General features: G+C 63.7%; 8 protein-coding genes. 6 read left to right on the plus strand and 2 right to left on the minus strand.

Annotated elements, in window-relative coordinates:
• Nucleotides 1–1,028: hypothetical protein (locus VNN55_10565; GenBank protein HWO57996.1), on the minus strand; the 1,028-nt coding region annotated here is incomplete at its 3' end.
• A gap of 115 nt (nucleotides 1,029–1,143) precedes the next feature.
• The gene (locus tag VNN55_10570) at nucleotides 1,144–2,745 is read right to left on the minus strand and encodes a hypothetical protein (protein ID HWO57997.1); all 1,602 of its coding nucleotides are present in this window, start codon (nucleotides 2,743–2,745) and stop codon (nucleotides 1,144–1,146) included.
• A gap of 787 nt (nucleotides 2,746–3,532) precedes the next feature.
• Here VNN55_10570 and VNN55_10575 point away from each other — a divergent pair.
• The 6 genes from VNN55_10575 to VNN55_10600 all read left to right on the plus strand — a co-directional run.
• Nucleotides 3,533–6,184, plus strand: a complete 2,652-nt coding sequence (locus VNN55_10575; protein HWO57998.1) for a valine--tRNA ligase — start codon at nucleotides 3,533–3,535, stop codon at nucleotides 6,182–6,184.
• A 325-nt stretch (nucleotides 6,185–6,509) separates the two neighbouring features.
• Nucleotides 6,510–7,856 carry a DUF4139 domain-containing protein gene (locus VNN55_10580; GenBank protein HWO57999.1) on the plus strand — a complete coding sequence of 449 codons (1,347 nt, stop codon included), beginning with the start codon at nucleotides 6,510–6,512 and terminating at the stop codon, nucleotides 7,854–7,856.
• A 146-nt stretch (nucleotides 7,857–8,002) separates the two neighbouring features.
• A complete protein-coding gene (locus tag VNN55_10585) occupies nucleotides 8,003–9,487 on the plus strand; it encodes a tetratricopeptide repeat protein (GenBank protein ID HWO58000.1) in 1,485 nt (494 codons plus the stop codon).
• A gap of 698 nt (nucleotides 9,488–10,185) precedes the next feature.
• Nucleotides 10,186–12,468: a primosomal protein N' gene (gene priA, locus VNN55_10590; GenBank protein ID HWO58001.1), complete on the plus strand. Its 2,283-nt coding sequence runs from the start codon at nucleotides 10,186–10,188 to the stop codon at nucleotides 12,466–12,468.
• A gap of 86 nt (nucleotides 12,469–12,554) precedes the next feature.
• Complete coding sequence (gene purM, locus VNN55_10595) at nucleotides 12,555–13,592, plus strand: phosphoribosylformylglycinamidine cyclo-ligase (protein HWO58002.1); 1,038 nt, start codon at nucleotides 12,555–12,557, stop codon at nucleotides 13,590–13,592.
• A gap of 311 nt (nucleotides 13,593–13,903) precedes the next feature.
• On the plus strand, nucleotides 13,904–14,215 hold a 312-nt coding region (locus VNN55_10600), incomplete at its 3' end, for a hypothetical protein (GenBank protein ID HWO58003.1).

Here is a 14,215-nt window from a genome sequence, read left to right on the forward strand (position 1 = left end):
GCCAGCGCTGATGCCCGCCGTCGCCGCGCCAGCCAGTCCAGCGCCGGCGGCAGCGCCAGGAGCCAATAGGGGAGAAGCGCCACATGATAGCGGTGCAGGAAGTTCATTACCGGGTGCACCGGCAGAATCATCAGCGTGTGCGCCGCCGCGCACACCGCCGCCACCGCCAGCGGCAGGATCAACTCATGTCGGAGTCCATTCCGTCGATGAAGCGCCGCCACGACAACCCATGCCGCGACAAACGGCAGCGCAAACACCATCCATTGCCCCACCTGCGCCGACGAGGGCAGAAACGTCGAGAATTTCGCGTAGACCGTGTTCGGGAGCGGATAGCCGAAATACCACAGGCGGAACCCCACCAGCCCCGCCAGCGTGATCAGCCACGTTAACAACGGCACACGCGCCATCCGCCAACGCGCACCGATCGTCTCGCCCCGCATCAGCAGGATCCACACCCCGAGGATGAGCGCGGCGACGACGAATCCCTCCGGACGGGTCAATGTCAATCCGGCGCACGCCGCCGCCAGCACGACGCCGCGTCGCGGCGATGTGAGCGTGAAGGCCCCCAGCGCAAGCAGCAGGAAAAAGCCGAACAGCGCGATCTCCAGCCCGCTCAACGACCAGGCCGTCCATTCCGGCGTGACCGCCACCATCAGAAGCGGCGTCCACCATAGACGGTACCCCTCGAAGAGCCGGCGCAGAACCATGGCGAACAGCGCGATGTTCGCCAACGCCAGCGCGAAGCCGAGTATCTTCGATGCCAGGGCGATGTCCATCCCGAACGCGCCCGGAATGGCGATCAGAATCACCCAGAGGAAGTTCGAGTATCCCTCGACCGGCGGCCCTTCGAGATTCCACCGCAGGCCGTGCCCGTCGGCCAGATGACGCGCATAGCGCCACGAGATCCCGACATCATCGATGCTGAAATCCCACAACAGCGCCGCCTGCACACCCACCACCAGCAGCGCCAGCAAAAGTGGCAGCATCCAGGAGGACGAGCGGGTCGGCAAAATGTTGTCAGACGTCATGGTACGGTCGGGCACTCCGACCGCATTGTACCTGATCATCATCCCCGAGGCAACCGGTCCGCTTTGCCCGGAAGGGGACCGGTGGAATCCGCATGGGGGACGGGAACGGCCGTGGTTAGAGCGCCGAAGTGGTGTCGGGGACGCTCAAGAGTGGGCCGTACGGGGGAACCCGACCGACCGAATCGGCGGTACGTTCGCATGGACTCTGCCCGCGGGCCATGGTCATCGCGTGACCGTCGGGCGATGGCGCCATATCGCGGAATTCCCGACGCGCCGGAATCCGCACCCTGTTGTCGCGCGCCCAGCGGGCCAGCACGAGGATGGCGTAGTCGTAGGCCCCCTCCGGACGGTCGACACCGATGCAGGGACGCCACAAACGATACACCCGCGAGAAATTGCCGGTCTGGTACATCCACTTGTCCGCGCCCAGAAGCGGCTGCTCAAAGCCCGAGGTCATCGACGCGACGCTGGTGACATACACCGCCGGGGCGCGCTTCATGACCTCCGCCTGCGGCGAGGTGGAACGCGCGATGTCGACATCGCAGAGTCCTCCCGCGTCGATCGTCGGCAAATCGCTCCAGTAGGGGATCAGCCCGGCGTCGAACATCGCCACCGTCGGATTGTTCGGTAGTTCGGCCAGCGCGGCCACCACACAACGCTGGATCTTGTGCCGGTAGGCCGCCGCGTCCGCCCAATGACGCGCCCTCGGCCATCCTTGCGCCGCCCAGAGAGTCAGCGCGACCACAACGACACTCGCCGCCGCCCGACGCCGCGTCCACAGCCACGCCAGCGCCACCGGCAACGCCAGCATCCACAACGGCAGCAGCGCGACATGGTAGCGGTGCAGATGGTTCATCACTGGATTGACCGGCAAGATTGCGAGCGCGTGCGCCGCCACGGCCAGCAGTGCCGTCCCAATGACCAATCGTTGCGCGGGCGACGACATCTTGCGTAGGACCATCAACGCGGCCACGAAGTAGGGCAGCACAAACACCGCCCACTGCCCGACCTGCTTCAGCGACGGCAGCGCGGAGGAGAACTTCGCGTAGACGGTGTTCGGCAGCGGGTAACCGAAGTAGAGGAGGCGGAAACCGACCAGCGCCGACAACGTCAGCGCCAGCGTGGCCAAAGGCGCAGCGACCATTCGCCGGCGAGACTTCAGACCGTTGCCCCCGAGGAGCGCATACGCCGCCAGCATCACGCCGCCCAGCACAAACCCCTCCGGGCGCGTGAGGGTTAGCCCGGCCATCGCCACGCTCAATTGCCATGCGCGTCCGGAGACACCGGGAATGATGGCATAAATGGCCAACAACGCGAAGAATCCGAACATCGCAATTTCCAAGCCGCTGACCGTCCAGGCAATCCATTCCGGCATCACCGCGACCAACGCCGCGGGCGCCCACCAGAAACGGCCGGTCCCGAACAGACGGCGCAGGATGAGCGTTAAGAGGATCAGTGTTGCCAGGGCGAGCTCAAGTCCGATGACTTTGGCGGAGGTCTCAATCTCAAACCCCAGCGACCCCGCGACCGCCAGCAGAATCACCCAGAGGAAATTCGAATATCCCTCTACCGGCGGACCCTCGAGATTCCAGGTGAGTCCGTGCCCGTCGGCCAGATGATGCGCGTAACGCCACGAAATTCCGACATCGTCGATGCTGAATTCCCACAGGTAGGCGGCCTGCGCGATGACCAGCAGCAGCAAAATCACCACGACCACAGCCGTCTCGCGCCGTGAGACACCCACAGACCGATCGTTCGCCGCGCTCGCCATCTTGTCGCATGGTACGGGCGGTTGCGCTGATCGCCGCGGATTCGAGAGTTCTTTATGTCACAGGCGCGTGATTGTGACATTCACGTCGAAATACATCCCGGATTTTCATCGCCGTATTTCACGTCCGATAAAATCCGCAAACAGGAAGACTGACATCCTTGTCCGACCTCCTGCAACGTCTGTCATTCCAAGCCGGCCGCGGCGCTCTTCGCCGCGGCCGGCTTGGAATCTTTGTTTTCGCACTCATCGCGACTGATCGATTGCAGCGCCGAACGAGGCGATAGATTCGGCAGGGCGCGCCTCCCTTGCATTGCCATCGTCGCTTGGGGGCGATAAGGCCGCCCCCAAGCGGCGATGGCAGGTCAGACAGGAATCTCCGACCTCCTATTTCGCATTTGAAGCCAATCTTCAGGAGGACAGACATTCCTGTCTGTCCATCGCCTCGTGAGTGCGCGTCGGCTTTATGACCCGCCGAACGAGGCGATAGATTCGGCAGGGCGAGTCTCGCGCGCATGGCCATCGCCGCTCGGGGGCAATGAAGCCGCACCCAATCGGCGATGGCAGGTCAGACAGGAATCTCCGACCTCTCGCCACACGCTCAACCCCGCACGCCATCCTCGTGCTTCCCCGAGCCGCTGTTGACCCCATCCGCTTTTGTCGATAACTTCAGCAACTTGACTTGGCCAGGCACGGTCAACGGACGCGCCGGTGGCGGTCCGAACGATGGGACATTATGAGCAAGATCGAACTGCCGAAAAACTACGACCCCAAATCTTCCGAAGCCAAATGGCTGGAGGCGTGGGAACAGAACCGCTACTTCCACGCCGACCCGAATTCCGCCAAGCGGAAGTACACGATCGTCATTCCGCCGCCCAACGTGACCGGCGTACTACACCTTGGCCATGCGCTCAACAACACGATGCAGGATATCATGATCCGCTACAAGCGCATGTCTGGCTTCGAGACCGAATGGCTGCCGGGCATCGATCATGCCGGCATCGCCACCCAGGTCGTGGTCGAAAAGCAGGTCATCAAGGACGGCCAAACCCGCGAGGGGCTCGGACGCGACGCCTTCCTTCAACGCGTCTGGGACTGGAAAAAGAAAAACGGCGACACGATCCTGCGCCAGTTGCGGCTGATGGGCTGCTCCTGCGACTGGGAGCGCACCCGCTTCACCATGGACGAGGGGCTCTCACGCGCGGTGTTGGAAGTCTTCGTTCGCCTCTACGACAAAGGCCTGATCTACAGGGGTACCTACATCGTCAACTGGTGCCCGCGTTGCGGCACGACGCTCTCCGACGATGAACTCGAACGCGAGGACCGCGATTCCAGTCTCTGGTACATCAAGTATCCGCTGGAAGACAAGTCCGGCTACATCGTCGTGCCGACCACCCGCCCCGAAACCATGCTCGGCGACACCGGCATCGCGGTCAATCCGAAAGACAAGCGCCACGCCAAATCGATCGGCAAGCGCGCGGTCCTGCCGCTGATCGGACGGATCCTGCCGGTGGTCGGCGACGCTTACATCGACATGGAGTTCGGCACCGGGGCGATGAAGGTCACGCCCGCGCATGACGCCAACGACTTCGAAATCGGCCGCCGCCACAATCTCGCGACCGTCAAAGTGATCGACAAGGAAGGTAAGATCACCGCCGAGGGCGGGCCCTATGCCGGGCTTGACCGTTACGAGGCCCGTAAACGCATCGTGCGCGACCTCGAAGCCCAGGGCCTGATCGACAAGATTGAGCCGTACAAACTCGGCGCCGCGGTCTGCTACCGCTGCAACACCATCATCGAACCCTTCCTCTCCGAGCAGTGGTTCGTGAAGATGTCCGAACTGGCCCCGCCGGCGATCGCCGCGGTGCGCGATGGGAGGATCCAATTCCATCCACCCCATTGGTCGAAAGTCTACCTGCACTGGATGGAGAACATCCGTCCCTGGTGCATCTCCCGCCAACTCTGGTGGGGGCACCGGATCCCGGTCTGGTACAAAAACGGCAGCGACGAAGTGTATGTCGGCGCCACACCGCCCTCCGGCGAGTACCGGCAGGATGAGGATGTCCTCGATACGTGGTTTTCCTCCTGGCTCTGGCCGTTTTCGACCTTCGGCTGGCCGGAGAAGACCGATGAATTGCGCGCCTTCTATCCGACCGATTCGCTGTTCACCGCCTCCGAGATCATCTTCCTCTGGGTGGCGCGCATGGTGATGGCCGGCTGCGAGTTCATGGGCGAGATTCCGTTCTCGGATGTCTACATCCACGGCACCGTGCGCGATGCGCAGGGACGGCGCATGTCGAAGTCGCTGGGCAACGGCATCGATCCGCTCGATGTCATCGCCGAGCATGGCGCCGATGCGCTGCGTCTGTCGCTGGTTTTGGCCGCCCCTGAAGGTCAGGACCCCAATGTCGGGCCCGCCACCTTTGAACTGGGACGCAACTTCGCCAACAAACTCTGGAACGCTTCGCGTCTGGTGCTGGCCAATCAGGGCGAGGATCCCCGGCCGCGCCCGCTGGCGTTGACGGTTCCCGATGATCAACTCCACCTGGCCGATCGTTGGATCTTAAGCCGTCTGGCCGCCGCCATCGAGACCGTTACCGGGCAACTGGATGAGTTCAAGTTCAACGCCGCCGCCAAGTCGCTTTACGATTTCGTCTGGTCCGACTACTGCGATTGGTACCTGGAGCTGGTCAAGCAGCGGTTCCAGAAGGGGACACCCGACGAGCAGGAGGTGGCGCGCGCGGTCTCGCTCCATGTCCTGCACCACATCGTGCGGCTGATGCACCCGGCCGCGCCCTTTGTGACCGAGGAACTCTGGGCGACCATGCGTCCCTTGCTGACCGATGCGCCCGCCCATGTCGCCGTCGCCCCGTGGCCGACCGCCGATGCCGCGCGACGCGACAGCCGGCTGGATGCTGAGATGCAGCATGCTTTCGATGTCATCGTCGGCATCCGCGGCATCCGTTCGCAGATGAACATCCCGCCCGGACGCGAAATCGACTGCATCGTCAAGGTCGACACCGATGTCCTCCTGGCCAGTCTGAAGCATCTGGAGGCCAACATCCGCGCCCTGGCGAAAATCGGCAACCTGACCGTCGACAAGAAAATCAAAAAGCCGATCCCGTCGGCGACCGCCGTCATCCGCGACGCCGAAATCATCATCCCCCTCGAGGGGTTGATCGATCTGGAGGCGGAACGCAAACGGCTGGAAAAGGAACTCAAACACAACACCGAGCAGTTGGAACGGATTAACAAAAAACTCTCCAACGCCGACTTTCTCGCCAACGCCCCCGCCGACGTGGTCGACAAGGAGAAGGCCAAACGCGACAGCTTCGAGGCGATGGTCAAAAAGCTCGAATCCAACCTCGAGCAATTGGTCGGCTGGTAACCGGGCCCCCCGCACATGGATTGAACCTCATCCCGATGCGTAGGGGCCGGTCTGGGACCCGCCCTGCAGCCACCACACACGAACCGCCATGCGGTGGCTGGCGACACGGCTCAAGAGCCGCATCCACGAATTGGGAACCGATTGCAATGGCGCGCCGGGCCCGTCGCCGGGCAAGGGCCTGAAAGCCCCCTGCCGCCCCGCCGCAATTCCGCTTGCAACAAATCGCGCTTTCGTTTGTAATAACCCTGTGAATGGACAGCGAATCGCCACGCGGCGCCGCGCAGGCGCCGTCGGGACATCCACAAGCCCGATCAGGGGGAGGGTCATGCGCCGCCTCATTATCGCCAGCGCGCTCGTCGGCTGGCTCCAGGTGACGCCGGTTGCCGCCGGCGTGCAGATCACGATCTACAACGACAACCTCGCGCTGGTCAAAGACACCCGCCAGCTCGACTACCAACGCGGCATCTTCGATCTGGCCTTCACCGATGTCGCCTCCGCCATCGATGCGACCTCGGTGTCGTTTGCGGCCGTCCGCTCGCCCGGCGAGGTCATCCTCCTGGAGCAGAACTATCGCTACGACCTGGTCTCCTCCGAAAGGATTCTCGAGAAGTACATCGACAAGACCATCCGCGTGATGAACAAGGAAGGAAAGGTGCACGAGGGCGTGCTGTTGGCCGCCGACCCCGCGGCGCTGACCCTTCGCCTGCCCGATGGCGGGCTGGTGATCATCAGCCGCACCGAAATCGTCGACTTAAGCTTCCCCTCGCTGCCCGAGGGCCTGATCACCCGCCCCACACTGGTCTGGAAGCTGAATTCCAACCTCGAAGGCAAACATGCCTCCGAGGTGCGTTACCTGACTTCGCAGATCAGCTGGAACGCGCAGTATGTCGCTAACATTGCCGCTTCCGAGGATGCGCTCGATTTGTCCGGATGGGTCTCCATCGACAACCACTCGGGCGCCACCTATGATGATGCGGCCATCAAGTTGATCGCCGGCGATGTCAACCGCGTGCGTCCCCCGATGCCGCGCGGCAAGGCGGCGATGGAGATGCTCGCCTACGCCGATGCCGCCGGCTTCGAGGAGAGAACATTCTTCGAATACCATCTCTACACCCTCGACCGTCCGTCCACCATTCGCGACAACGAGATCAAGCAGTTGTCGCTGTTTGCCCCGGCGCGGGTCAAGGCGCAAAAGATCTTCACCTACGATGGCGCGCGCGACAACACCAAGGTCCGGGTCTCGATGGAATTCATGAACTCGAAGGAGGCCGGCCTCGGCATTCCGCTGCCGCGCGGCACGATCCGCGTCATGAAGGCCGACACCGACGGCTCCCTCGAATTCGTCGGCGAGGACCAGATCGACCACACACCCAAAGACGAAAAGGTCCGCGCCTTCCTCGGCAACGCCTTCGACATCGTCGGCGAACGCGTGCAGACCGCCCAGCGCAACATCTCCAGCCGGGTCTCGGAAGAGGATTTCGTGATCAAGTTGCGCAACCACAAGACCGAAACGGTCGTGGTCACGGTGATCGAGCACAACTACGGCGACTGGCGGATTGTCCAGGAGTCGCACAAGCACACCAAAAAGGACGCGGCCAAGGCCGAGTGGGAGATCACCGTGCCCGCCGATGGCGAAACCGTGCTGACCTATACCGCGCGCCGGACCTGGTAGGTTTGCCGACGATGACGACTGACACAAACCGCGCACCGGCGGGCAGAACTGTTAAAATGTCCTTGAAACCGTGAAGCTTAACCCTATAATGGTGGGCTTCCGGCCGCACCTTCGAATCGAGCCGGGTGTATAACCTGATGGAGGCAATGACAATGACCACCCGACGGGTGATTGTGCTGACGGCGCTTGTGACCCTGGGGCTTGCGTCCACGCTCCGGGCCCAGCCGCAGACTGAAATCGTGCAGCCGGTCGATGTGTACCTGCGCTCGGCGCGCATCGCGCTGGGCACCAACCCGCCCGAATACGACCGCGCGCAACGCAACCTCGAGATGGCGCGCCAGCACTACCCCGAGAACTTCGAGGTGCATCTGCTCCTGGGAACGGTCTGGGCCTCCCGTGACGAGATCGACAGCATGATGGCCGAGTATGCGCTGGCCCGCAAGTTCGCCGGCGAGAAGGACTGGGCCAAAAAGGGCAAGGACATCGGCAAACTGATCGATTCCAAATGGCTCGACCGCTTCAACCGCGGCGTCAACCTCCTCTCGCAGTCCGACTCGCTGGCCGACATCGCGCAGCAACAGACCGACTCGGCCAAGGCCGACAGCATGCGCATCGTGGTCGAGAAGGTCCGCAAAATGTCCATCGAGGCGCTGCGGCATTGCACGCTGCTGCGTCCCGATGACTTCCGGGCCTATGCCACCCGAGGCATCGTGCTGCAGCGCATGGGCGACAACACCGCCGGGTTGGCCGATTTTGTCCGCGCCGAGTCGTTGTTCCACCGAAACGAGTTCCTCGATTCGACCACCAACTGGTATGACACCACCGTCTTCTTCACCGGCCAGGGGGAAAAGACCGAGGCGTGGAAGGAATTCGAGGCGAAGTACAAAAAACTCAACGAGGAAAAGCGCAACCGCTACAACAACCTGCTGCGCTCGCTGGGCGCCGCCTATTATGACGCCCAGAAATGGCAGGAGTGTCTCGCCATCAACCGGCGTTACCTCGGTCTCTACCCCAAGGACATCAACTCGATCGTGACCCTGGCCGACATCTTCTCGCGTCTGGGCAACGACACCGAGGCCTACAAGTGGCAGGAAATCACGGTCAACGAGGATCCCAACAACAAGGACACCTGGTACAACCTCGGCATCTTCTATTACAACAACGCCGTCCGTCTGCAGGATTCGATCGCCGCGGCCACCAAGGTGATCGAGCGCGATGGCCGCAATTCGCCGGCCAAGGCCACGCGTCTGGCCTTCCTCGAATCGTCGCTGGAAAACTTCGCCCGCGCCATCCCGCGGTTCAAGAAGGTGGTTGAACTCGACGAGAAGGACCATGAGACCTGGCGGCTGCTGGGCATTTGCTACTACTCGGTCGCCAGTCTGGCCGTGGATGCCCAGCTGGAAGAGGACGCTGCCCGCCAAAGCGCCACGCTCAACAAAGTCTGGGAGATCATCACCGCCCAGCCCGGCGCCTTCGATCAGAATGCGGTCTGGGACAGCACCGAGGAGGCGCTGCGCAAGGGCACCGAACTGTTCCCCGATGATCAGGCCCTCTGCAAGATGATGAAGGTCACGCTGGCCCAGCTCAATCGCGTCGATGAACTGCGCGAGTGGGCCCCGAAGTGCCCGTAGCCGTCGCATCCCACGCCAATCCACGCAGGGGCGGGTCGCAGACCCGCCCCTGTTTGTGTTGAACGCTCCGACGGAGTGCCGGGGCGGAACAAGGATTGCTTCGTCGTCGTCCACCTTCGGCGGACTCCTCCTCGCAATGACGGGAGAAGTTATCGCCATTCACACGCGACCGGTGCATGTCGCGGTATCTACACACACGCCGAAACCGCCGTAGAATCCTCAGGAATCCCGCACACCGCCCCACACCGTCATTGCGAGGAGGCCCGAATCGCCTGCGGCGATTCGGGCCGACAAAGCAATCTTTTTGCCTGCGGATCGATGTGCGCACTGGCTTTTGTCTGCTCCGCGTCACGTGCAACTCTACACCCGCAGCGCCCCGTGTGTATATCGCCCGCCGACACACCATGCCGACTCCGGGAGGGCGAGCCTCCCGGCGAGCCGCCGCGGCAGGATAACCACGTGGCTTCCATGTCCATCGCGTCGCCGTCCAAGGGATTGCGAATCGTTGACCGACGCGCCCATCACCTGTGGCGGCTCAGAACCTTCGGGCTTTGCCCTCCTCTTGCGGAGAGGGCAAAACGCAAGGCAGTCTCATCACAACTCACATTGCTGCATCCACCAAGGGGCCAAACGCCCCTTGTCCTGCATGTGCGCCACTGCCACACCATCACAAAATGATCCACACACCGCAATCCCCCGTGACATCCGCCGCATCGGCATCGCACCTTTCCGCCATGCTGCTGGCTTCGTTGGCGTTCAACCTGCCTCTGCGCAAGGAATTCACTTACATCGTCCCCGAGGACTGGCCCGGCGGCATCCAGGTGGGCGATCGCGTGGTCGCGCCATTGGCCGGACGCGACAGCATCGGCATCGTGGTCAAACTGCACAAGGAATCCGGGCCGATCACCGGCCTGAAAACCATCCACCGCCCCGCGGCAGGATTCCGCATCCCCGCCGGCATTCTCGCGCTCACCCGCTGGGTCGCTGATTACTACCTCAGCTCCTGGGGCGAAGCGCTTGCCTGCGCCGCCGGCCCTTCGCTGGGCGTCGCAAAACTGGTCTACCGCCGCAAGCCGCTCGCCTGGGACACCGGCAGGCAACGCGTCGAACGCCTTGCGCCCGTCGACCAGGAACTGCTCAACATCCTCTCCGCTCGGCGCCATGTCACGCTTGACACCATTCTCAACGGCACCAAACGCAAGCGCGCCGCCGTGCTCGCGACACTGCGTCACCTGATTGAGAAGGGCTGGGTCGAATCCGAATGGCGCATGACCGCCCTCCCCGAGATCACGCCGCCCGAAATGACCGCCGCCGCGTCCAACGTCGCGGCGGAACCCGGCAGCGACCGCTTCGATGACGATCAATGCGAAGTCTGGGAGGCGCTGCAGCCCTTGCTCGATGCGGCCTCCGGCCAGACCGCGCTCCTGTGGGGACCGACCGGATCGGGAAAGACCGCGCTCTATTGCGAGGCGATCCGTCGGGTCTGGACCCAGAATCGCACCGCGATTTTCCTCGTGCCCGAAATCGGCCTGGCCAGCCAGATGATCCGCCGCCTCGAAGCGACCCTCGGCGAACCGATCGCCGTCTGGCACAGCGGCCTCTCCACTCAGGCGCGTTTCATCATGGCACAACAGATCGCCGCCGGCGCCTACCGGCTGGTTGTCGGCGCGCGCTCGGCGGTCTTCGCGCCGATCCCCAATCTGGGGCTGATCGTTGTCGATGAGGAGCACGCCGACTCCTACAAGCAGGCCGATCCCGCGCCGCGCTATCAGGCGCGCGATCTGGCGGTGGTGCGCGCCCGGCTGGAGAAGGCCCTCTGCCTGCTCGGTTCGGCCACACCGTCCTGCGAGAGCATCCACAACGCCCGCGCCGGCAAGTATCAACTCCTGCGTCTGTCCCGGCGCGTCCAGGGACGGTCGCTGCCGACGGTGCGCGTGGTCGATTTGCGTCGACGCGCCGCCCGCGGCGGCGACGGCTGGATCACCAATGACCTGCGCGATGCCCTGCTGCGCACCATCCGCGCCGGACGCAAAGCGATTGTCTTTCTCAACCGCCGCGGCCACTCGACGCTGGTGTCCTGCGAACTCTGCGGCCACACGGAAACCTGCGCCGACTGCGGGTTGGCGCTCACCTTTCACGCCAGCGACCACACCTACCGCTGCCACGTCTGCGCCCGGTCGCAGCCGGCGTCCGAATCATGCCCCGCCTGCGGCGGCGTCGACTTCCTGCTGCGCGGCGTCGGCACGCAGAAAATCGAGGAGATGCTTGCCGCCCTCGACCCGGAGATTCGTCTGGCCCGTCTCGACGCCGACATCGCCGCCAGGGTCGGCGCCGCGGCCGCCGCCCTCGATGGATTCGCCGGCGATCAATTCAATCTGCTCGTCGGCACCCAGATGGTCACCAAAGGGCTCGATGTCGCGCAGGTCGGCGTCGTCGGCGTGATCTGGGCCGACCAGCAGATGGCGATCCCCGACTTCCGCGCCGAGGAACGCACCTTTCAGTTGCTGACGCAGGTCGCCGGGCGCGCCGGGCGCGGCGAGGGGGGCGCCGGCGAGGTCATTGTGCAGACCTTTCATCCCGACCATGAACTCATCGAACTGGCCGCGGCCCAGGATGTCGAATCCTTCTACGAACGCGAATTGCCCCGCCGCCAGCGTCTCGGCTATCCGCCGTACACGCGCCTGCTTCTGCTGGCGTTCTCCTCGGAAAATCCCCGCGCGCCGATGGAGTCGGCGCTTGCCTTCGCCGGCTATTGGAAGACGCGTCAGGCCGACGCCCGTCATCTCGGCAAACTGCTCGGCCCGGCGCCGGCACTCATCCCGCGGCGCGCCCGCCGGCATTATGTCAACGCGCTGATCAAGACCGCCAACATCCGCGCCGCCGCCGGCGCCGTCGAGGAGTTCCGCACCCAGAATGAAACGCTCCTGGCGCGTCGACGCGTGGCGCTGACCATCGATGTCGATCCGCTGGACTTCACGTAAACGCGCCCGGTGGGCCGCCGCGCGCGATTCCTCGCGATTGACTTCCGCGGAAAAACTCCCCTTAATGTCCGGCCCAGAGGAGAACCATGCCGGAAAAACTCACTTACGCCGCCGCTGGAGTCGATCTCGATGCCGCCGATGAAGCGGTCTCCCGTATCGGCAAACTGGCCCGCAGGACCTACACCCCCAATGTCCTGGCGGGGGTCGGGCCGTTTTCCGGACTGTTTCGTCTCGACCTGAAGGGGTATGCCGATCCGGTGCTGGTTTCCAGCTGCGATGGTGTCGGCACCAAGCTCAAGCTGGCGATCCGCTGGAACCGTCACTCCACCATCGGCGCCGACCTGGTCAATCACTGTGTCAACGACATCCTGACATCCGGCGCGCGCCCGCTCACCTTCCTTGACTACATCGCGATCGCCAAGATGGACCCCGAGGTGGTCGCCGCCATCATCGAGGGGTTTGCCGACGCCTGCGGTGAAAACGGTGTCGCGCTCATCGGCGGCGAGACCGCCGAGATGCCGGGCATCTACAAAAGCGGCGATTACGATGTCGCCGGCTTCATCACCGGCATTGTCGAGCGCGAACGCATCCTCGATGGCTCCCGTCTCAAGGCGGGCCAGGCGTTGATCGGCCTGCCGTCGAGCGGCCCGCACACCAACGGCTACTCGCTGGTGCGGCGGATCATCTTCGACTTGAACGACTACGGCTACGACGACAAACCCGAAGCGCTCGATGGCGCCACCGTTGGCGAATCGCTTCTGGCGGTCCATCGCTCGTACCTGAAGATCCTCCGGCCGCTTCTGGATGCCGATCTGATCCATGCCATGGCCCACATCACCGGCGGCGGCATCCCCGGCAATCTGATCCGCATCCTGCCGGAGAACATCGCCGCGGTCATCGACACCTCGCTGTGGACCGTGCCGCGCGTCTTCACCTTCCTGCAGCAGACCGGCCAGGTCGACCGCGATGAGATGTTCCGTGTCTTCAACATGGGCATCGGCATGATCATCGCCGTCGACGCCGAGCATTCGCGCGACATCCTCGCCCGTCTGGCCGACGCCGGCGAGAACGCCTGCGTCATCGGCCACCTGATCTCCGCCCCACGCGAAGTCCGTCTGAAGTAGCCGCCGTCAGTTGGACCATTTGCTTCGGGATGGCGAGGCTTCTGCCGAGCCTGCTCTTCGTTCCATGGCCGCAAAGCGCAGGCTCGGCGCCTTCGGGCCTCGCCCTCCCAATCCAGAAAGTCCACACTTGGGACCACCCCGGCATACTCTACTCCACAACACGGACAATCCCCGTCATCCCAAGACCCGGCAAAGAGCGCCGGGTCTTGGGATCTTTGTCGCTCCTCTGCGCGTCACCGCCTCCTATGATCCAACCCGTCCCATCCACTTGCTCCTTGCTCCAGGCCCCAAACTCCCTGACCTTTTGCGCGATGCCACTGGTCGAATCACGTGATCTGTTCGCCCGCGCCCCGCTCTCCTGGTCGGTGATCGCCGGTGCGGCCTTGGCCTTGGCTTACCCACCCTTCAATCTCGGCTCGCTGGCGTTTGTTCTGCCCGCCATCGCCCTGTGGATTGTTGGTCTGGCGGGGGAGACCATGCCTCCCTGGCGCGCGGTCGCCTGGCGGGCATGGGTTTTCGGCGCGGTCTTCCACTTCTGCACGCTCTACTGGGCCGGCTGGGTCACGGTCGCGGGCATGCTGGTCATGGTGGCGGTGCTCGGCGGGTATGTCATGCTTGTGGTC

This window comes from bacterium (assembly GCA_035559435.1).
GTDB lineage: Bacteria > Zixibacteria > MSB-5A5 > WJJR01 > WJJR01 > JACQFV01.